This window comes from Acinetobacter haemolyticus CIP 64.3 = MTCC 9819 (genome assembly GCF_000369065.1).
Taxonomy (GTDB): domain Bacteria; phylum Pseudomonadota; class Gammaproteobacteria; order Pseudomonadales; family Moraxellaceae; genus Acinetobacter; species Acinetobacter haemolyticus.
Map to the genome: position 1 here is coordinate 260,977 of NZ_KB849804.1, position 20,831 is coordinate 281,807.

Consider the following 20,831-nt stretch of genomic DNA (forward strand, 5'->3'; position numbering starts at 1 on the left):
GTAGATGGTACATAGAACAATGAATCACAACATTAAAGGTCTTCAAATGAATAATGTTATATATAACCGTAATTTAGAAACTGAAAATCGTAAAATATTTAAAAAACATTCATTTGCATTAAATGGTATTGCCTCTGCAAGGATGGCGTTACGATTTGGTTATGCATTGGGCACAGTCTTTATGATCTGTGCATCAAATGCGCATGCTGATGTGGCAAATGTCTCGACAAAGGGGATTGACCAACAACAAAATGCTCAGTCGAATGTCGCATCGTTACCGATCATTACTGTAAAAGCCGAACAAGAAGATCATTACGCAGGTGGGCAGGTTTCATCTAAAAGCTCATTGGGTTTTTTAGGTGATAAAACCTTTACGGAAAATCCATTTAATACCATTGCATATACGGATACATATATCGCAGATAAACAGGCAAAAGATATAACAAGTGTGATTGCGAAAACGGATCCATCAGTGTTCACCAATGGGGCAAGTGGTGGCTGGAGTGAAAACTATTATATCCGTGGCTTTGAGTCGAGCCCGAGTGATATGTCTATGAATGGATTGTTTGGTATAAGCCCATATTATCGAACTTCACCTGAAATGTTTGAAAAAGTAAATGTACTTAAAGGCCCATCTGCACTACTTAATGGCATGCCACCAACAGGTTCTATAGGTGGGACAGTTGATCTCACGACCAAACGTGCCACGGATGAACCATTAACCCGTTTGACTACGACATATATGTCTGATTCTCAGATTGGTGGGCATTTAGATGTTGGACGACGATTTGGTGCGGACAAAGAATTCGGTGTGCGAGCAAATGCGGTATATCGAGATGGCTCTGGACCAGTAGAAAAGCAGGATTTGAAAACAGAGTTATTTTCATTAGGAATGGATTGGCGTGGTGATCGTGCGCGAGTTTCGACAGATATTTATACAGCCAAAGATCGAGTTGATGGCGTAACACGAGGTATTAATCTTGGAAAAGATATTGCGATTCCAAAACCACCTAAACCTGAGACTTTACTTAATCCAGATTGGTCTTTTGTTGACATTAAAGACAAGGGAGCGATGATACGCGGTGAATATGATCTTACCAACAACGTGATGGGGTATGTAAGCTATGGGCAAAGTAAAACAGAATATAAATATAATGGTGCGATATCAGCAACTGTTTTAGATAACACTGGAACATTCCAAACAAATATTGGTCAACTGGCATTTGATGTGGATAAAAAGTCTGCCGATGTGGGGTTGAAAGGAAAATTTAATACAGGTGCTGTAGGACATGAATGGGTAGTCAATGCGACATATTACAAACATAATCAAGATGATTATGGGGTAAGAAATGTGGCAGGTGCTGAATGGACGACTAATCTTTATGATCCAATTTGGGGAAAAGCTGTTCCTTTTAATACGCCTCTAATATCTAATTCTGAATTGCAATTAAATAGTTATGGTTTGGCGGATACCTTATCTTTTATTGAAGATCGCTTACAGTTAACTTTAGGTGTACGTTATCAAGCGGTGGAAAGTAGTAGTTTGTTTGTACCGACATCGACTTTGACTAAATATAAAAAGAATGCAACGACACCAGGAGCCGCAATTCTATTTAAAGCGACAGATAACGTTTCGATTTATGCAAACTATATCGAGGGCTTAACCAAAGGTGATGCAGCCCCCCTTACTGCGGCAAACTATCCAACGATATTTGCACCTTACAAAACGAAGCAAACAGAACTTGGTGTGAAGTTTGATCAAGGTACTTTTGCACATACTTTGTCATTGTTTGAAATCAAAAAACCAAGTGCTTATACTGATTTAGTGACTAATATATATACATCTGGAGGAGAGCAGCGTAATCGAGGAGTTGAATGGAGCTTCTTTGGCTCGCCAATTGAAAATGTACGTTTAATGGGGGGGGCATCTTATATCGAACCTGAAGTGACTAAAACAGCAATCCAAAGCAATGAAGGAAATATGGCCATAGGTGTCCCTAAAACACAAGGGAAATTGGGCGTTGAATGGGATAGCGAAGTTGCACAAGGCGTTTTAACTTTATCTAGCAATGCAACAGCTGTTTCAAAACAGTATATCAATCAAGAAAACACATTGCATATTCCAGGTCGCACGTTGATTGATGTCGGTACACGATATAAAACCTCAATCTCAAATCATCCTATTACTTTTAGAGCAGACATCAATAACTTGACCAATAAAGCTTATTGGGGAATGCCTAAACTATCGAATTTGGCTTTAGGCGCACCAAGAACGTATATTCTATCTGTATCATATGACTTTTAATTTGTTGTAATCTTCAAACGAATAAAAAACCCGCAATCGCGGGTTTTTTTATGATATTCATATTTTATCTCGGTAAACCATAGTGCTGGAAAGAAGACTGTTTAGGAATTCGATAAGCACTACGTCCTAACAACTGATTAATAATCACTGAATTTCGTGTTGCACCGATCCCTAGATCAGGTGAGCCAACACCTTGTTGAAAAATCTCAGCATTTTGAATGAAAATTCTCCCTTGTCCCTGATCACAGCGTGAAGCTGTGAAGTCTTCTTGAACAATACAATCTTGTTGTTCATCAACAGCTAAAACAGAACCTTTCATATTTTCAAACCATTCAGGCCAATCATGGACATAGCCTGTCGCTGCAACCAGTGCATCAGTTTCAAAACTACACTGTTGATTCAGTTGAGTATGTAGACAGGTTAAACGAAGAGAACCTGATTCAAGTTGTTCGATTGACTCAACTTCACAGCTTGAATATAAGCTTAGTCCAGATTTTTTCCCGCCGACGGAACGTTCATAGAGAACGTCATAGATCTCCCCGATGGTCGAGAAACTAATTCCCTTATAGATAAGTCCCTGACTGGCTGCTATGTCACGACGTTTTGCTCTAGGTAGGCTTTGGAAATATTGCATATATGCTGGTGTAAAACACTCTTGTCCAAGTTTGGAATACTCCATCGGATGAAAACCTGCTGAGCGTGTCACCCATCGAATAGATGCACCTGCCTCGACTTGTTCTGGAGTCAGTGCATTAAATAGCGCAAGTACACATTCTGCCGCACTTTGGCCAGAACCTATGATTGTGACTTGCTTGCACTGTTTAAGCTGTTCCTGAATTTGTGCAAACTCCGCGGAATGTTTTACCAAAGGGTGTTTACATGTTTCAAGCCACGTAGGAATTCGAGGCTTAGTCCCAATACCAATCGCTAAATCTTGACTGATATATTTTTGTTTTTCGCCTGAGGCTGATTCACTTTCTATAATAAATTTATCGAGCTTTGAGTCATATTCAACATCAGTGACGTTTTCTCCAAATCGACAAGCTGGTAATTGTTTTGAAGCCCAACGACAATAATGATCATATTCACGTCGAGGAATTAAAAAACTGTCGTAATAATAAAACTGATGTAAACGATCATGTTGATGTAAGTAATTAATATAACCTAATGGATGGCAAGGGTTAGCCATGGTGACTAGATCAGCAAAAAAAGGAACCTGTAAGGTGGTACCTTGTAAAAGTAATCCTTCATGCCAACGGAACTCTGGCTTACGCTCCAAAAATATACTTTTTATCTCAGGGTGGTGTGAAAGTAGAGCCGCTAATCCTAAATTGAATGGTCCAATACCAATTCCAGCAATATCTATATTTTTCATGAGTATACTTTATATAATTCCACTAAGTTTAATGTTCAAAATACGGGTGAATGGGATACGAGAAGTTTTTCTACATCTGAAATGTTTCGACAATGAATAAGTTGAGCAGGTGAAAGCTGAATCGCGTAAGTTTCACGAATGCGCTTTGAAATGATCTTTAGATGCTGTGGACGAAGTCCTAAATGAGTGAAATTTATCGAATCATCGGTTATGTCATTATTAGATTGACCCAATGCCTCTAAATAGATTTGCAATAGTTGATGACGTTGTTTAGTTGTCTTTACTGTACTATTCTGAAGTGAGTTGTATTGATATTGAGCGACATTGTTCTTGAAATATTGCCTGTTGCTTTGAAGCGCAGTAACAAACTCAGTCAAATCAAATGTAAAAATGTTTGAGTCGATGATTTGGTAGATAGCGGATTGAAGCATATGTAAAAAGTCATCAATCATCTCTGCTGAAAGCGCATCTTCGGCATAATCAATATCGAAGACTAAAGTCTCATCATTTCCTGTGCTAAAACGGATATCGATTGCAACTTGGGGTGTTTGAGTAAGCCCTTCCTGTAGTTGAATAGCATGTGATTCTGGCAGTACCGACCAAGATAAACCATTGGTAATGACGATAGGTAATACAGGGACTTTACCTGTTTTTTCAAATAGGAGTCGGGCGAGATCAACACCGGAAAATGATAGATGCTGTAAACCCGCTAATATTTCTGTTTGTAATTGATTGGCTTGTTGAACAAATTGCGCTGTATATTTCCATTCCACAGCAATAAATGTGGAGCTATTTACAAATGGCCCCGTATATAAAGGTAAGGTAGGAATAGCAACACATAACGCCTGATTAGTACTCCAATGAGACAACACTTGTAAAATGACAGACATAATGACTGAGTTTTTAAACAGTGAATGTTTGGCTCCAATTTTGGACAATTTTTTAAATTGATCTTTTGAAATGATTAGCTTTTTACGTTGGTAACGCGATGTCATCAATTGTTGTAATGGGGTCGTCCACGGAAGTTGTGGGATATCAGTCAATTTGGAAAATTTTTCTTCCCAATATCTTAAATCAGATTGCTGTTTAGACGAGTTATGGACTATTTCATGTTCTAGCGTTTGTGTTTCAATATCATATTGTTGACCATCAAATAGTTCTAACATCAGTGTCGCAATAGATCGACCATCTAAAATTAATGCATCAAAGCGAACAAAAATCGTTAATAGATTATTTTCTAATAAAAAGACCGTGATATTCCATGGTGATTGGTTTAAGTCGAAGAGATCATGTGTATATTGATGTTTATAAGATTCTATTTGATCAAAAGCGAGTTCTAGCGATAACGCCCGCAGATCTATTTCTTTTAGATTAACTGTAATTTGGTCACTTAGATATTGAGTTAATTTATTTTTATCAATATGCGTGCGTAGGCTTTCATGTCGCCGTACCATTTCGATTAAACGTTGTCTTAATAAAACAATATCCATGTTGCCATGATATTGACGAAACTCTTGCATAGCGCCCCCCCCTAGCGGAAGTGTTTGAGTACGACCTAATAAATACGCTTGTTGTAAGGCATTTAGTGGTTTTACCGATGTTATATGTGATTTTGGGTGCTGTTCTGATGCGGTGATTGGGATATGAAGCTGTTCAGGATCAGCTGCAAGCTTTCTAAGTAAATCACTGAAAGATTCAAATAAACTGCTAATCCATGTTTTGGGCAAGTGATCCAAACGGATATCCCAGTTGACTAAAATACCGCCATTGAGATTGACAACTTGAGCATCAAGCGCAACTTGAGGACCTTGTGAAATGACCCAATTCATTTCACCGAAAACCCGATGTACACGTTCAGAAAATAAATCACTATCTGCTAAATCGAGTGCTGCTGTAAATACCACTGGCGCAAGTTCAGCACGTCCATGATAACGTGATAAATCACGTAGGATGTTGACACCTGGATAATGCGAGTGTTCGAGTAAATCGAGCATTTGATTTGCTATTTGCTTACACAGTGTTGCTAAACTATCTGCTTGCTCCATGTGAACATCAAGGATTACCAAATTAGCAAAATCACCAATACTCCGTTCGATATTTTTTAAAATAGGCTCACGCCAGAAGGTTGGAATGTTTAATCTAAACGCTTGATCTTGGGTCGCATTTCCAAGCGTATATGCAAATAACCCTAATATTAGATTAGAGATCGTAATGTGCTGTTTTTGTGCCAGTTGTTGTAACGCTTTGCGGATTTCAGGCTGTAACCATGTACTTAAACGATAACTTTTTGCTGTTTCTAATTTTTCATGAGTGATAGGTAGTGATGGCGCAGGAGTCATATTGGGTAAGCGCTGTTTCCACCATAACCGATCTCGTTGATTTAATTTTTTAAGATCGGGATCTGTACGTGTTTGGTGATGCCATTCAAAAAAGTTCGGGGGTGGAACGTATGATATGTCTGGATCTTCATAGAATAACGATAGATCCTCCATCAGCCGACGAAAACTTGATGGATCAATTGCGATCATATCGGTATCAATATGAAAACGAAAATGCCCATTCTTCAATACACTGATAGAAAACCTTGCGGTTTGACCATTACTTAGATCTAGTTTTTGATGTGTCCATTGCTCACGTTTTTGCAACAGCGCTTGCTCAAGTTTATTTTCGCTTAGCATCGAAAAATCTTCGACTTCTAATATCGCATGGGGAGTCTCAGACATAATGTTTGGGATGCCATCGACACTTAAATTTAACCGTAGCAGGTCGTGTTCTTGATAAAGCCTTTGAATGGCTAAATTTAATTTTTGTAGATCGATGATTTGACCATCAAATTCAGCATAAAGATGGGCTGAAACCCCACCTAAATCAGTACTAGTAGACCGCCCAAACCAGCAGGCAGCTTGCATCGAAGTTAATTCACACATTGAACGATAACTCGGTTGACAAATTAATCTTGTTTTAGCATCATACAAACAAATGAAAATGATTACCAGTTGCATTTGATAGTCATTTTTAATTAGATGCAGAAAACAGATCGTTTGTTTTGTCTCAATGTATTTCTTTTACTGCGATATAGATTAGAACTATATTTTAGTAATTAAGAAAAATTGAAATGTATACAAAATCAATAGCTTGATAACCATTAAACCAGTTTTTGAATATTTAGAATGATATGAAAAATCAGATGATTGAATTTGTTTACTGGTCCAAGGAGAGGGCGCAGCGTTATCGAAACAAAGGTTACTGGATCGACCAACCTTTAACGCGAATTTTGACGGTAGGTGCTAAGTTGCATCCACATTCACCTGCGGTGATTTGTGGTGAACGACAGTTTAGTTATGCTGAGTTAGATCAGCTATCAAGCAATTTGGCTTCGCGATTGGCTGAAAATGGCTTGGGTAAAGCTGATACCGCTTTGGTACAGCTTCCTAATGTGGCTGAATTTTATATTGTCTTTTTTGCATTGCTTAAGGTTGGTGTTGTACCACTAAATGCATTATATAGTCATCGGCAATATGAGCTGAATGCATTTGTTAGGCAAATTCAACCCAAGCTTTTAATTGGTTCACGGCAGCACGAAGTTTTTCGTAATAATCATTTTATTGATGCACTTCATGAGCATTGTTTAGCGCCTGAGATCGTTCTCATGCTTAATCATCAGCCGACTGATTTTAGCTTGATTGAATGGATTGAAACCGCAGCGACAAGCGTTGTGGATATTGCGCCTACGGCTGCGGATGAGGTTGCATTTTTTCAACTATCAGGTGGAAGCACAGGAACACCGAAACTGATTCCACGTACACATAATGACTATGATTATAGTGTGAGAGCCAGTGCTGAGATATGTAGTTTAAGCCCAGCTACTCGGTTACTGTGTGCACTGCCTGCACCCCATAATTTTATGTTGAGTTCACCAGGTGCATTGGGTGTTTTACATGCAGGAGGATGTGTTGTGATGGCACCTAATCCTGAACCGTTAAATTGCTTTGCACTGATCCAACAACATCAAGTCAATATGGCATCTTTAGTCCCTAGTGCTGTCATTATGTGGTTGGAAAAAGCACCTCAGTATCAGTCTCAAATCCAATCTTTGGCTTTGCTTCAGGTTGGTGGTGCAAGTTTTCCAGAATCTTTAGCACGTCAAGTGCCTAAGGTTTTGGGCTGTCAATTACAACAAGTCTTCGGAATGGCAGAGGGCTTGGTTAATTACACCCGATTAGATGATACAGATGAACAAGTTTTCACCACGCAAGGACGTCCAATCAGTCCTGATGATGAAATCAAAATTGTTGATGATCAGTCTAGGGAGGTTCCAGAGGGAGAGGTTGGCATGCTTGCAACTCGTGGACCTTATACTTTTTGTGGTTATTATCAAAGTCCTGAGCACAATCGGCAGGTGTTCGATCAAGACGGATATTACTACTCAGGTGATCTTGTTCAACGTACTCCTGATGGTAATTTGCGTGTAGTAGGGCGGATTAAAGACCAGATCAATCGCGGTGGTGAAAAGATTGCATCAGAAGAAGTAGAAGAATTGATGCTTTTACATCCCGATGTTGTTCATGCAGCACTGGTCGCAATCAGCGATGAGAAATTTGGTGAAAAGAGCTGTGCATTCATTGTTTCTCGTGCTCCTGAACTCAAAGCCGTCATGCTTAGGCGTCATCTCATGGAGCTGGGTATTGCACAATATAAGCTTCCAGACCAGATCCAATTCATTGAAAGTTTGCCACTTACCGCCGTAGGTAAGGTGGATAAAAAACAACTTCGCACTATTTTAAATACATCTATAACATCTTAAATCAATATTGAGCAGCATATGGCTATTTCAAAAATTTCGACCTATCTCATGCCTCAACCAGAGAGTTATCCAAATAACAAAACAGATTGGCAATTAGATCCAGCTAGAGCGGTTTTATTAATTCATGACATGCAACGTTACTTTTTGAATTTTTATGATGTTGAAAGTGAGTTGATTAAAACAGTGATTGATAATCTGATTCAATTAAAAAATTGGGCACATCATCACAATATTCCAGTTGTTTACACCGCACAGCCTTATGAGCAATCAGCTGAAGATCGCGCATTACTGAATGCAATGTGGGGACCTGGTTTGCCAGCTTCTACAATTGATCAGCAGAAAATTATTGATCAACTCTCTCCAGATCAACAAGACATTGTCTTAACCAAGTGGCGTTACAGTGCTTTTAAACGCTCAGACTTGCTTGAGCGAATGCAACATTGGAACCGTGATCAGCTCATTATTGGTGGTGTGTATGCACATATTGGTTGCATGATCACAGCTGTTGAAGCTTTCATGAGTGATATACAACCATTTTTAGTCGGAGATGCAGTTGCCGATTTTTCAGAAGAAGAACACCGTTTGGCATTGCAATATGTATCTTCACGTTGTGGTCAAGTCATGGATACCGAATCTGTAGTGGGGCATGTGGCAACAGGTATTACACGACCTTGGTTAGAGCAAAAAGTCCAGCAGCTCATTGAAGAAGATGAATTAGATCCAGAAGAAAATCTGATTCTTTATGGATTGGACTCATTACGAATTATGCAGTTTTCTTCGGAACTCAAAGCACAGGGAATCAATATTAGTTTTGAAGAATTAGGACGCACGCCCACCTTATCAAATTGGTGGTCATTGGTTGATGCAAGGCAAAGGATTGCGGGATAAATGATTGGATTTATGTGGTACGAGGCAAATCCTAGTCGCTAAATTTATATACAAAATTTACATCTTTGATAGCGACTCCTTAGACGACTTGTAATCGTCATAGCAACGGAGCAAAAAATGATTTTATCGCCTGCTGATCAAGACCGAATCGAAAACTTTTGGAATTATTGTTTGAAGCATCAATATTTTAATATTGGCTATCCTGAGTCTGCAGATTTCGATTATTCCTCATTATTTCGGTTTTTCAAATTCTCTATCAATAATTGTGGTGATTGGAAAGATGACAGTAACTATGCCCTAAATTCCTTTGATTTTGAAAAGGATGTTATGCGCTATTTTGCTGAGTTTTTTCAAATTCCATTTGAAGAAAGCTGGGGATATGTAACCAATGGGGGGACTGAGGGCAATATGTTTGGGTGCTATCTGGCACGAGAGTTATTCCCAGATGCCACATTGTACTATTCAAAAGATACGCATTATTCAGTTTTGAAAATTGCTAAATTATTGCAAATGAAATCTTGTGTGATCGAGTCATTAGATAATGGTGAAATGAATTATGATGATTTGATCAACAAAATCCAAACCTCAAAAGAAAAGCACCCCATTATTTTTGCCAATATTGGAACAACCATGACAGGTGCTATCGATGATATTGGGCTGATTCAAACGCGATTAGAGCAAATTGGATTTTTGCGGCAAGATTATTATATCCATGCTGATGCTGCACTTAGTGGCATGATTTTACCTTTTGTTGATCATCCTCAGGCGTTTTCTTTTGCTGATGGAGTCGACTCGATTTGTGTTTCTGGTCATAAAATGATTGGTTCACCTATCCCTTGCGGCATTGTCGTGGCAAAACGTCAAAATGTAGGACGTATTGCAGTAGATGTCGACTATATCTCCACTCGTGATCAAACGATTAGTGGTTCGCGTAATGGACACACGGTTTTACTTATGTGGGCTGCAATTCGAAGCCAAACATTTTTACAGAGACGGCAAAGAGTTCAACATTGCTTGAAAATGGCACAGTATGCAGTTGATCGCTTCCGAGCTGTGGGCATCCAAGCTTGGCGAAATCCCAATTCAATCACTGTGGTTTTTCCATGTCCTTCAGAGCGCGTATGGAAGAAGCATTATCTGGCCACTTCTGGAAATGTAGCTCATTTAATTACCACAGCACACCATCGTGACACTCGACAGATTGATCGCTTAATTGACGACGTCATTTTTGATCTTCAAGGCGCATCGAAACGTACTGTTGGTTTTTAATCGTCTCTACGAATATGTTCTGATCGAATCAATCTTTATTTTTAGCTAGAGCCAATCATCTAATAATACGCGGATAGCACCGCTAGGAAATAATTTATGCAATTAAATCTTCTAAAAAAACAGTTATTCAATGACGTTTTAATATCTTTATTATTCAGGATGAAAATAGGAATGCATGAGGATGGAGGCAACGACAAACTCATTCAGAATGCGGTTATTTTATTCAGTATCAAGCGAGCTGAATATGTGTGATTTAAAGTTATCTCAGGTGATGACAGAGCCATCTTTAGCCCCTGCACTAAAACCTGCATTTCCTAAACTATTGATCGGAACTTTAATTGCTGTGCTTTCAGGTTTAGCGATGCTAACTGCACTATGGGGAATGATGCAACTCATTGGTAATTTGTCTGCTTATTGGGTCATTTTTTCTGTTACGTTTTGGGGTGTTGGTGCAGTATTCGCAGGACTTTCTTCTTGGCTAGTACACGATGCTGAAGCTGGATTTTCAGCTCGTTTACGCCGTCAAGTGGTTCATCATCTTACTCGTTTGCCTGCAACGACACTTGCCAAGCAAGGTGATCAAAAATTAAAGCGTTTAGTTTCAGATGATATTGCGACCTTACATCATATGGTGGCGCATTTACCTTCAGAGATTGCAATTTTTGTTGTGATTCCTGTGGCTTCAATTGTTTTGCTGTTGCTATTGGTTGGTCCAATGGCCCTTTGGGTGTTGTTACCCGGTGCTATAGCGTCCCTGTATTATTTGATTGTGGTACCCCATGTATCGAAACGAGATGGTGCTGCGCGGATGCAAGTTATGCTCGATATTATCGCGGCTGCTGATGACTATGCGCGTGGTATACGGGATAATCGAATCTATGGTCAACAGTCTGGTGCCTTAACCGCCTATACTCAGTCTGCACAACATTTTACTCAGAATATGGTTTCTTGGGTAAGCAAAGTGGCAACACTTGCTGCTGTGGCAATAGCCTTATTACAGGCCGTTGCAACTTTTGCAATTGCATATCTTGTAGCTTATCAATATGACAGCATGACATTGGCTGCAATACTTTTTTTTAGTCTGGCGATCGTGACACCTTCATTGCGCTTAGGGCATGGACTGGATTATGTGGCTGCTGGACGAGCAGCAGCTACTCGGTTAGCTCTATTTCTAAAGGAACCAACGCTCCCATCGGGACATATTCAACAGCTTAAAGGCAATGCCCCTCTTGAAATTGTAGAGGCAAGCTTTGTTATTGATGGTCAATCTGTGTTTGAGAAAATGAGTTATTCATTCCCACCTCAATCAATCACGGCAATTACAGGACCTAGTGGTGTTGGAAAAACAACACTTCTGAGAGCACTTGCTGGTTTAGCGGTATTAGAAAAAGGTGTTGTCCGAGTTGCAGAAACGGACTTATCTGAATTACATGAAACGTTGCGACATCAAAAGATTTTATTTATCCCTCAAGGTGGCGATGTATTAGCAACTACAGTCAGACAAAACTTGGTTTTATCTGCAGTTGATGCAACTGATGAACAGCTTGAACAGGCGTTGTTCAAGGCTCAATTAAAAGTCGATCTGGATGCAGATGCAAGTTTACTTTCAGGTGGTGAAAAACAGCGTATTGGCATTGCTCGTGCATTTTTATCATCAGCATCGGTTATTTTATTAGATGAACCAACAAGTGCACTAGATGATGCCAATACTGAGAGGTTAATGCTTGAATTAAATGATCTCGCCAAAAAACAAAATAAAACGATTGTCATTGTCACACATGATTTAGCTTTGGCTGCTGGTTTAGACAGTAGGTTAGTGCTTGATGCAATCAATGATGCAGGGAGAACTCTATGAATACTGTAGCTAAATTAAACCATGAACAGATTTTTTCAAAGCTCCCACCTGCTGCCAGACATAAATTAATTGCTGTTGGAATGGGATGGGTTTTTGTTGCAGCAATTGAAGCAATTGCTTATACCGTACTTGCATTTGCTATGGTGTATCACTGGTCTCCTATAGGCGTTGTAATTAGTGCAATTGTCGCTATTTTGGTGACAGTGATGGTTACTCGTGCAGGTTTTCTTACTGGTGTTCGTTTGGCTGGAGATTTATTTGAAGAATTGGGTCGATCTTTAGCTCGTGCCAAACTTTCTTGGTTTAGCAATGAACAGCGAACTCAAGTTGCGGCGATGGCAGGTCAGGGAATACCTGGATTTATGAGCGTTCCTGCACATCAACTGCAAACATTTTTACATGCGCCATTTATGCCGTTGTTCTTATTGGTTGGAATCGCATTACTTGCGGGGTTACGAACTGCACTGGTTGCTTTGGTTTTGGTTTTGCTCTCGTTATTGGCACAATTCCTTGCGCAACGTTCACTGATGCGTACTGATGAAAAACGTAATCGTGTTGATTTAGCTGCTTCGCAAGCAACTTTAGAGTTGGTGGATCATATTGAGTTATTGCGAACAGCAGCAGGTCCAGTCGGTGCGGTTCAACGAATTGAGCATCGTTGGCAAGAACAAGAAGAGACGTTATTTCGTATTAATCGTGCTGCAGCATTTGCAAATTTTGTTGCAACCTTTGCAAGTGTTTTACCTATTGCTGGGATGGCAATCTTTCTCGTACTGACAGGTAGTCTTAATGCTGCGCTAGTGCTGGCACTGTTGATATTGATCGGACGTGCGTCAGCCCCTTTAGCTGAACTCGCCGTGGCAGGATTGCATATCAACGATTTGCTTTCGTCCTTACGAAACTTTAATCAGATCACACATCCACCAGAGTTACCTAAGCCATTGCAAGCTCAAACTCCTGTTGGTTTTGATATTTCGATAAAAAGCATCAGTTATGCGCCTGCACTTAAACATATTACTTTTGATATTCCATTCGGGAGTAGAGTATGGGTAACAGGGCCAAGTGGGAGTGGTAAAAGTTCATTATTAGAATTGTTGATGCGGTTCGATGATCCACAAAAAGGAAAAATTACATTTGGTGGAATAGCTTTAGATCAAATGAATGATGAGGATTTGGTCGCAAACATTGCTTATGTCACGCAAGAGCCGATTCTATTCACGGGAAGCCTCGTGGAAAATATTAGGCTGGGAAAACCTGACGCCAGCCCAGAAGAAGTGGAAACTGTGGCGAGAAGGGTGGAATTGGGAACGGTTATTGATCGTAGTTCAGAAGGGATCAATCAATCAGTCGGACAACAAGGTGCAGCATTGTCAGGAGGAGAGCGTCAACGTGTCGCGATTGCCCGCGCATTACTCAAAGATGCGCCAATTTTAATACTAGATGAAGCGACCTCTGCTTTAGATGAAAAGACTGAGCAAGCAATTGTTGCCGAAATTCGTAGTCTGTCTTCTACCGTTATTTTCGTTACCCATCGTGATGCAACGATTTGGCAACCAACCGAAACCCTAACTTTAACCGACCTGACTTAATTAATGTTCAACCCCTGAGTCTTGTGCAGTGCTTAGGGGCTGTAGGATCATTAAAATGAATAAAGATCAATATAATATGTTCTGCTTACCGCCTGCAGGGAGTAGTGCGAGTATTTATTATCCATGGAAGAAGCAGATATCTGACAATATTCGTATTATTCCTATTGAATATTCGGGTCATGGACTAAAAATAAATGAACCCTTGATGGATGATCCTGATCTATTGGCGATGCAAATTGCCAATGAAATACAAGCTTACCCCGAAACAGCGTTTATTTTATTTGGACATAGTGTGGGAGGCGGTTTGATCTGGAAAGTACTCAATTATCTGAATGAAAAACCAGTGATTGATCAGTTGAAATTGATTGCAATCAGTGGTCGTCCAGAACATAGTTATATCCAACATATGCGCTATAAGCATGCGTTGACGGATAAAGAAATTATAAATGAATTGAAGCGATATAATAATTTCCCCGATGAAATCCTAAATAATCCTGAGGCATTGACTTTTTTCCTCAGAATTATTCGTAATGATTTTTATCTAAGTAGTCAATTGTTGGGTGAAAAACTGAGTAAAACGAAGGTTCCTGTCATCGCATTTTATGGTAAAGATGATCCTGATATTCCAAACAAAATAATGATGGATGCATGGCAGCAACACACAGACAATTGGTTAGGTAGTGTTGAGTTGGACGGAGATCATTTTGATGTGTGCTGAATTAGCAGGAGACTTTCACTTGGGAGATTCTAGGCAGCTAACCGATAAAAGTCTTCTGCCATTTGATTTGGTGTCTTAAAATCCAAGCCTTTTTGAATTCTTCGCTGATTATAAAATAACTCTATATATTTTGTAATATCCGCTTTGGCTTCTTCCCTTGTTTTGTAGTTGCGATGATGGACTAGTTCATTTTTGAGTATGCCCCAGAAACTCTCTATCGGTGCATTATCGAAGCAGTCGCCTTTTTTGCTCATTGAACCCTGAAAATCAAATTTCTCAAGTAAGTTTCGATATTCATTACTGCAATATTGGCTGCCTCTGTCTGAATGTACAATGAGATCTTTAGCAGGTTTCTGATTGCGAATAGCCATATTCAATGCATCACAAACAAGCTTGGCTGTCATGCGCTCATTTAAGCTATAGCCAACAACCTGTTTCGTGTAAAGATCTTTGACAGCTGCCAAGTACAACCAGCCCTCAGCCGTCCAAATGTAGGTAATGTCACTCGACCACGCAAGATTAGGCTTCGTCATTGAAAACTGTTGCTTGAGTAAATTGTCATAAATAGAACGGTTGTGATCACTGTCCGTGGTTCTTTTGAAACGCTTATGGCGCTTACAATACAACTGATTTGATTTTTTTATTTGGCGCACAGCATACATACTTATTTTGATACTTTGCGCTTGTAAATGCTTGGTTAATCGAACATAGCCATAGCTTTGTTTGGTTTCTTCATGGGCTATTTTGACCAAAATTGTCTGCTGATTTCGCTGAATTGATCTTTTACTCATGCCTCGCTTTAGCCAATCATAAAAGCGAGAAACGGATACACGAAGTAATCGAGCCATTAAAATAATCGGAAATAAGTGGCTTTGCGATTTCATATAGGCGTACCTCACTGACTTTCTTTGGCAAAGTACGCTGCTGCCTTTTTTAAAAATTCACGTTCCATTTCAGCTGTTTTGAGCTGTTGTTTAAGCTTCTTATTTTCTTCGAGTAAGGCGTTTAGATCGGGCGAATACTGTTTTGTGCCTGCTAAAGTTCCAGCCTTTGCTTTGTTATTCCAGTTCGAAAGGGTTTGCATTGAAATGCCAAGTTGTCTAGCGGATTCCGATACATTACCTTGGTTCTCTTCAATGGCTTTTATGGCTTCAGCTTTAAATTCTGCGGTGTAAGTCTTCTGTTTCTTGCTCATGGTAAACTCCTAATGAGTATGTATAGTTTACCAAGTTAAACCCTCCTGTTTTTTAAGCACACATCATTTTTATTTTTTAGATCCCGAGACACGAATAAAAATGCTTAAAAAAATTTCACAAACAGTAGAAAAACTGACGTTGAATGTTGCTTGATATGCACGCAATTTCTGACATAACAGATTGGAATACACAGTCCATACAATCTTTGGGTCATTTCAATATTCAACATGAAAAAATAACGTGCTTCGGATTAGAAATACATAATATTCAAGTTGAGCCATTAACAACGCTAGCTCAGCTTGATGATCTTTATCAGCATTTTAATATTTTTTTTCCTCTTAATATAAAGAATGCAGGGTTAATTCGACAGTTAGAGTTTTTTACGGGACGTCTGGCTGCGAAATATGCCTTACATGATTTGAATTTGCAGGATTATATTATTCACCAAGGTCACCAAGGTGAACCAATATGGCCTGACGCTGTTATTGGAAGTATTAGTCATGTCAGTCATCAGCGTTTATGTTGTGCTATTGCATATGCTCAAAATCATAATTGTGCTGATAAGACATTTGGGATCGACATAGAATCGAAAAAGTGCCAAACATTGTTTCAACAGAATGATGAAATTTACCATGTTTTTCTAAGTGAAGATGAGCAAGCAGCACTTGCAAATACAGGCTTTAAAAAACCTGATTTATATTTGCTCGTATTTTCTGCAAAAGAAAGTGTGATCAAAGCCTTTTATATTAAATATAAGCAAATAATTGATTTTAAATCAATTCGTTTTGATGGGATAGTAGATGATTTTATCTGGTTTCGTATTCATCTCGGTTCCTCACTGAAGAATACCATAGTTACCAAAGTTCATTTTTTCGATACAGATAACGAGATAATTACAATTTCTTGCATTTAAAACATCACACATTATTGATAATGATAATCATTTATATTAATGTGTTTAAGCACTTATACATTTCCTATATTTAGAAGAAGCAACACTAAATCCGCTTGAAAATATCAATGCGAGAGGCAACTTAAACATGATGCAAACTACAACATCCGCAGAGCAAAACTTAGAGAACAATGATCAACATAAATTTTCATGTTTTTCTACGAAAAATTATCATTTAACGGTGAAAGACTTTGTTAAGACAATCAATACACCTGCTGCAAATATCACATTGTTTAATGATGAAATTGCCAAGTGTTTTGATGAGATGAAAAAACAGGGTAGTCGCAATCCGATTCTGATCGGCGCAATCCCTTTTGATATTACAAAGAAAAGTAGCCTGAATTTTTACGCTGATTATCAAAAAAAGCCACAGAAAACATCGGATTTTCATCCGTTGCGAGATCGTGATCAAGTTGAAGTTGTAAATAAATCACTATTAATTCAACGTCAAAAATTTGAAGGAGCAGTGCAGCTCGCTTTAAATGCTTTTGAGGCAAAAAAGGTTGAAAAAGTAGTTCTTTCTCAAGCTGTTGAGTATGAATTTGATCATCAGCAAAAACCTGAAAATTTGTTAAGTTCGTTATTAAAACAAAATCCAAATGCCTATAATTTTGTGATCCCCGTAGAGCATAATCATTATATTTTAGGTGCCAGCCCAGAATTACTTTTATCGAAACAGGATCGCATTGTAAGTAGTAACCCTTTGGCAGGATCCAGACCTAAATCCAATATTTCAGAAAAAGATTTGTGCAGTAAACAAGAATTACATCATTCGGAAAAGGATCAGAATGAGCATCGAATCGTGGTCGAAAACATACTTAAAAATCTAGTGAGTTACTGTGTTGAGCTTAAAGTTTCTGAATTTCCCGATATCTTAGAAACCTCAACCATGTTGCATTTATCATCTGAGTTTCAAGGTGTTCTCAAAAGACAAGCACCCAATGCACTCAATCTTGCATTGGAGTTGCATCCGACACCTGCAGTATGCGGTTCGCCCACAGATGTAGCTAAGCAATTTATCTTAGATCATGAAGGTTATGATCGGCATTATTACACAGGTTTGGTGGGATGGATGGATGCAGATGGTAACGGAGAGTGGGTTGTTACTATTCGTTGTGGTTTGCTCAGTGAAAATAAAATGCGCGTGTATGCAGGTGCAGGAATTGTTAAGGGATCTGATGCTGAAGAAGAATGGTTTGAAACCGAAGCAAAAATGCAAACGATGTTAAATATTTTTAATGCAAACAGTGCTGTTGGATGATGAGTTCTGATCAGTACACGCTGGGTATAAAATTTATAATGAGAATTTGATTGTGAATATGACTGAGAAAAAGATTGCATGGGTTGTTGGAGTAAACCAAGGAATTGGACTAGAAGTCATGCAGCGTTTATATGCTGAAAATATACAGGTGGTCGGTATAGATAAAGCAAAAGATCAAGTCCCTGAGCATTTTAAGGAAATGATACATGTTTGTGATATACGTGATGAACAGCAAATCGCTAAACTCTGTCGCACCTTATTGTTAGAGAGTCCTCCAGACTATTTTATCCATATCGCTGGGGTTTTACATTTAGGTGAACATGATGAAATTTCGTTTGCACAATGGAGAGAAACATTCGAGGTCAATCTGTTTTCACCATTTCATTTTTTTCGCCATTTAAGCCCATATTTTAAAAAGAAAAAGATGGGAAATGTAGTCATCATCTCCTCTAACTCAACAAAAGTACCCCGCATGAATATGTCCGCATATGGCGCATCAAAATCGGCACTCACATATTTCACCAAAACAGTGGCACTTGAGCTCGCTCAGTATGGTGTACGCGTTAATATTATTTCCCCAGGTTCAACAGCGACGGCTATGCAATATCAATTATGGGAAAATGCTCAGGGTGAACAGAATACAATTCTGGGTAATCTTTCGCAGTTTAAGGTGGGGATACCGTTAAAGAAAATTGCGAAAGTGAGTGATATTGCCAATGCAGTTCTGTTTTTTATTGGTGAACAATCAACGCATATTACAATGCACGATTTGGTCATTGATGGTGGAGCAACATTGGGCAGTTGATTTTATAGTAGCTTTTCCATTCAATCTCTCAACTATCTTATCGATGGTTGAGAGATTTTTTTGATGTTGTAGAAAAATCACAACTGTTTTAACTCTATATTGCGTTAATAAATAAACTTAGAAATTTTATCTGCCATCTGAATGACCAAATCTGCAATTTCATTTTTAAAGTAATGCTCATCATAGGTGCCTAATGGACAACTGACAGATAAAACAGCGGTCATTTTTCCAGTCGATTGTTTAAAAATAGGCGCAGCACAAGCAGCCATATCATGATTGAAATGTCCCCAACTGACCATTGATCGTTGTGTTTTTACAAAGCCTAGTCTTTGAAGCAGTTCTTTCATATTTTTCGGTGTTAATTCAGAAAACGTATCCCATTGATTAAAGTGTTTATATCGCTCACGAATTTCACTTTCACTTAAGTCAGCGAGCATCATTTGCCCAATCACTGTGGCGTGCGCAGGCCAGCGCGTTCCTAAACCAATATTGCTGGTAAAAGTTCCATTGGATTGCACATTATTGATAAAGACAATATGTGTACCCTCTAAAATAGATAAATGTACTGCAAGTTTGGTTTGATCGCGCAGTTCTTTCATCAAAGGGGTGGCTAGATCTAAGAGCGATTGTTTCGACAAGCTATTAAAACCAAGCTCCATCACTTTTGAATCAAGCGCATAGGTTTTTTGAGACGCTTTTCTGAGGAAGCCACATGATTCTAAGGTGTAAATCAGACGGAATGCGCTAGAACGATTTACGTCTAATATTTCGGCAATTTCCGTGATGGTCATTTCTTGGGTTTGCTGGTTAAAGGCTTGTAAAATTGCCAAACCACGTACCAAACCGGGTACTAAATAGCGATCATCATTTTTTGTGAGTTCAGATTCTTGAGAGTCTGTTTCTATCGTTGGGTTCATCAGCTTAATTTTCCTACAAAAAACGCAAATAATAAAAATTTAATTTTCTTAGAGTTCTATTCTAACTGCAAACCAGAGCCAAAAGATAGTTTTATATATAAAACAAAATTTTTTAAGTAAAACGTAAAATAATGTGTAATAAATATCAAACATATGATTTTAAACAATATATATAGTTTGACAAAAAAATAAGCATAGGAGTATTCTTAATTAAAGTTTGTTATATCAAATAATGTTTTATATATAAAACAAATGAGGATGCAAGGATGAGTTGGATCTCAGTTTGTCAGCAAGATGACGTAACCGAAGACGAGCCAAAAGCCATAGAAGTTGACGGTAAGAAAATTGGCGTATTTTTCATCGACGAAAAATATTTTGCCATCGAGAATGTTTGCCCACATGCCTACGCATTATTAACAGAAGGCTTTATTGAAGATCAGACCGTTGAATGTCCTTTGCATGAGGCGATTTTTGATATTCAAACAGGTGAGCTAAAGAGTGGACCAGGATGTCGTGATCTATGCACTTATCCTGTACGTGTTGAAGGGCAAGAAGTTCAAATTCAACTCTAGGTCTTAATGAGAAGGAAGGAATCGCGTGAAAACATTTAATGAGAAGCTAGCTAACTGGATCCATGCAGTGCCAGCAACCGAAGCAGGAATTAACAATATCCAAGTTCCAGGGCAGCCAGAATTATTAATTTGGCAAACTCGTTATAAAGAACCAACGGTTTATGAGCAAGACTTTGTACAACATTTAATCAAAGCATTTTCAGCGGGTGTAACTGAGCTGAATGATCTCGTACAGACTTTAAATCAGCAAGGTTTCCGTTGTGAGTCTGGTGAGCTTTGGACTTCTGAAAGTTTTTCAGAAGAAATGCAACGTTTAGGTTATTGA

General features: G+C 38.7%; 16 protein-coding genes. 12 read left to right on the forward strand and 4 right to left on the reverse strand.

From position 1 onward, the window contains the following. The first annotated feature begins 19 nt into the window (after positions 1-19). A complete protein-coding gene (locus F927_RS11295) occupies positions 20-2,305 on the forward strand; it encodes a TonB-dependent receptor (protein ID WP_017394389.1) in 2,286 nt (761 codons plus the stop codon). A gap of 64 nt (positions 2,306-2,369) precedes the next feature. On the opposite strand, the gene basC is transcribed toward F927_RS11295, so the two are convergent. Both basC and F927_RS11305 read right to left on the reverse strand, forming a co-directional pair. Next, positions 2,370-3,680 (reverse strand): putative histamine N-monooxygenase, encoded by a 1,311-nt coding sequence (gene basC, locus F927_RS11300; RefSeq protein ID WP_005084742.1) that lies wholly within the window; start codon positions 3,678-3,680, stop codon positions 2,370-2,372. Between the two features lie 35 nt (positions 3,681-3,715). Then, positions 3,716-6,682 carry a condensation domain-containing protein gene (locus tag F927_RS11305; RefSeq protein ID WP_017394388.1) on the reverse strand — a complete coding sequence of 989 codons (2,967 nt, stop codon included), beginning with the start codon at positions 6,680-6,682 and terminating at the stop codon, positions 3,716-3,718. 173 nt (positions 6,683-6,855) lie between these two features. Between F927_RS11305 and basE the strand changes: the two genes are divergently transcribed. The 6 genes from basE (at position 6,856) to F927_RS11335 (ending at position 14,803) form a co-directional block, all read left to right on the forward strand. Beyond that, on the forward strand, positions 6,856-8,484 hold the full coding sequence (gene basE / locus F927_RS11310; protein ID WP_005084745.1) for a (2,3-dihydroxybenzoyl)adenylate synthase BasE: 1,629 nt from the start codon (positions 6,856-6,858) through the stop codon (positions 8,482-8,484). Between the two features lie 18 nt (positions 8,485-8,502). Next, positions 8,503-9,372, forward strand: coding sequence for an isochorismatase (locus F927_RS11315; RefSeq protein ID WP_005084747.1), 870 nt, complete (start codon positions 8,503-8,505; stop codon positions 9,370-9,372). 117 nt (positions 9,373-9,489) lie between these two features. Further along, the gene (locus F927_RS11320) at positions 9,490-10,641 is read left to right on the forward strand and encodes a histidine decarboxylase (RefSeq protein ID WP_005084750.1); all 1,152 of its coding nucleotides are present in this window, start codon (positions 9,490-9,492) and stop codon (positions 10,639-10,641) included. Positions 10,642-10,885: 244 nt separating this feature from the next. Continuing rightward, entirely contained in the window at positions 10,886-12,496 is a 1,611-nt protein-coding gene (locus F927_RS11325) for an ATP-binding cassette domain-containing protein (protein ID WP_005084754.1), read from the forward strand. Beyond that, entirely contained in the window at positions 12,493-14,085 is a 1,593-nt protein-coding gene (locus tag F927_RS11330) for an ATP-binding cassette domain-containing protein (RefSeq protein ID WP_005084756.1), read from the forward strand. The genes F927_RS11325 and F927_RS11330 overlap by 4 nt, the downstream gene beginning before the upstream one ends. 55 nt (positions 14,086-14,140) lie before the next feature. Then, entirely contained in the window at positions 14,141-14,803 is a 663-nt protein-coding gene (locus tag F927_RS11335; protein WP_005084758.1) for a thioesterase II family protein, read from the forward strand. A 29-nt stretch (positions 14,804-14,832) separates the two neighbouring features. Here F927_RS11335 and F927_RS11340 read toward each other — a convergent pair. After that, positions 14,833-15,998, reverse strand: a protein-coding gene (locus F927_RS11340) for an IS3 family transposase (protein WP_100223926.1) whose coding sequence is annotated in 2 segments (ribosomal slippage) — positions 14,833-15,740 and positions 15,740-15,998 — 1,167 coding nt in all. Because the reading frame shifts where the segments join, the coding sequence is not laid out codon by codon here. Positions 15,999-16,141: 143 nt separating this feature from the next. Here F927_RS11340 and F927_RS11350 point away from each other — a divergent pair. From F927_RS11350 to dhbA, 3 genes are all read left to right on the forward strand, one after another. Further along, complete coding sequence (locus F927_RS11350; RefSeq protein ID WP_005084761.1) at positions 16,142-16,912, forward strand: 4'-phosphopantetheinyl transferase family protein; 771 nt, start codon at positions 16,142-16,144, stop codon at positions 16,910-16,912. A 127-nt stretch (positions 16,913-17,039) separates the two neighbouring features. Next, positions 17,040-18,212, forward strand: a complete 1,173-nt coding sequence (locus F927_RS11355; RefSeq protein WP_005084764.1) for an isochorismate synthase — start codon at positions 17,040-17,042, stop codon at positions 18,210-18,212. Between the two features lie 58 nt (positions 18,213-18,270). Next, positions 18,271-19,017: a 2,3-dihydro-2,3-dihydroxybenzoate dehydrogenase gene (gene dhbA, locus F927_RS11360; protein ID WP_017394744.1), complete on the forward strand. Its 747-nt coding sequence runs from the start codon at positions 18,271-18,273 to the stop codon at positions 19,015-19,017. A gap of 104 nt (positions 19,018-19,121) precedes the next feature. On the opposite strand, the gene F927_RS11365 is transcribed toward dhbA, so the two are convergent. Further along, entirely contained in the window at positions 19,122-19,934 is an 813-nt protein-coding gene (locus tag F927_RS11365; RefSeq protein WP_005084768.1) for an IclR family transcriptional regulator, read from the reverse strand. Positions 19,935-20,200: 266 nt separating this feature from the next. On the opposite strand from F927_RS11365, the gene F927_RS11370 reads away from it, so the two are divergent. Beyond that, positions 20,201-20,506, forward strand: a complete 306-nt coding sequence (locus F927_RS11370; RefSeq protein ID WP_005084771.1) for a non-heme iron oxygenase ferredoxin subunit — start codon at positions 20,201-20,203, stop codon at positions 20,504-20,506. Positions 20,507-20,531: 25 nt separating this feature from the next. After that, positions 20,532-20,831 (forward strand): recombinase-like helix-turn-helix domain-containing protein, encoded by a 300-nt coding sequence (locus F927_RS11375; protein ID WP_004639801.1) that lies wholly within the window; start codon positions 20,532-20,534, stop codon positions 20,829-20,831.

Excerpts from the sequence above, each read along its gene's own strand:
- F927_RS11295 (WP_017394389.1), top strand. The coding sequence starts at position 20 with ATGAATCACAACATTAAAGGTCTTCAAATGAATAATGTTATATATAAC.
- basC (WP_005084742.1), bottom strand. The coding sequence starts at position 3,680 with ATGAAAAATATAGATATTGCTGGAATTGGTATTGGACCATTCAATTTA.
- F927_RS11305 (WP_017394388.1), bottom strand. The coding sequence starts at position 6,682 with ATGCAACTGGTAATCATTTTCATTTGTTTGTATGATGCTAAAACAAGA.
- basE (WP_005084745.1), top strand. The coding sequence starts at position 6,856 with ATGAAAAATCAGATGATTGAATTTGTTTACTGGTCCAAGGAGAGGGCG.
- F927_RS11315 (WP_005084747.1), top strand. The coding sequence starts at position 8,503 with ATGGCTATTTCAAAAATTTCGACCTATCTCATGCCTCAACCAGAGAGT.
- F927_RS11320 (WP_005084750.1), top strand. The coding sequence starts at position 9,490 with ATGATTTTATCGCCTGCTGATCAAGACCGAATCGAAAACTTTTGGAAT.
- F927_RS11325 (WP_005084754.1), top strand. The coding sequence starts at position 10,886 with ATGTGTGATTTAAAGTTATCTCAGGTGATGACAGAGCCATCTTTAGCC.
- F927_RS11330 (WP_005084756.1), top strand. The coding sequence starts at position 12,493 with ATGAATACTGTAGCTAAATTAAACCATGAACAGATTTTTTCAAAGCTC.
- F927_RS11335 (WP_005084758.1), top strand. The coding sequence starts at position 14,141 with ATGAATAAAGATCAATATAATATGTTCTGCTTACCGCCTGCAGGGAGT.
- F927_RS11350 (WP_005084761.1), top strand. The coding sequence starts at position 16,142 with ATGTTGCTTGATATGCACGCAATTTCTGACATAACAGATTGGAATACA.
- F927_RS11355 (WP_005084764.1), top strand. The coding sequence starts at position 17,040 with ATGATGCAAACTACAACATCCGCAGAGCAAAACTTAGAGAACAATGAT.
- dhbA (WP_017394744.1), top strand. The coding sequence starts at position 18,271 with ATGACTGAGAAAAAGATTGCATGGGTTGTTGGAGTAAACCAAGGAATT.
- F927_RS11365 (WP_005084768.1), bottom strand. The coding sequence starts at position 19,934 with ATGAACCCAACGATAGAAACAGACTCTCAAGAATCTGAACTCACAAAA.
- F927_RS11370 (WP_005084771.1), top strand. The coding sequence starts at position 20,201 with ATGAGTTGGATCTCAGTTTGTCAGCAAGATGACGTAACCGAAGACGAG.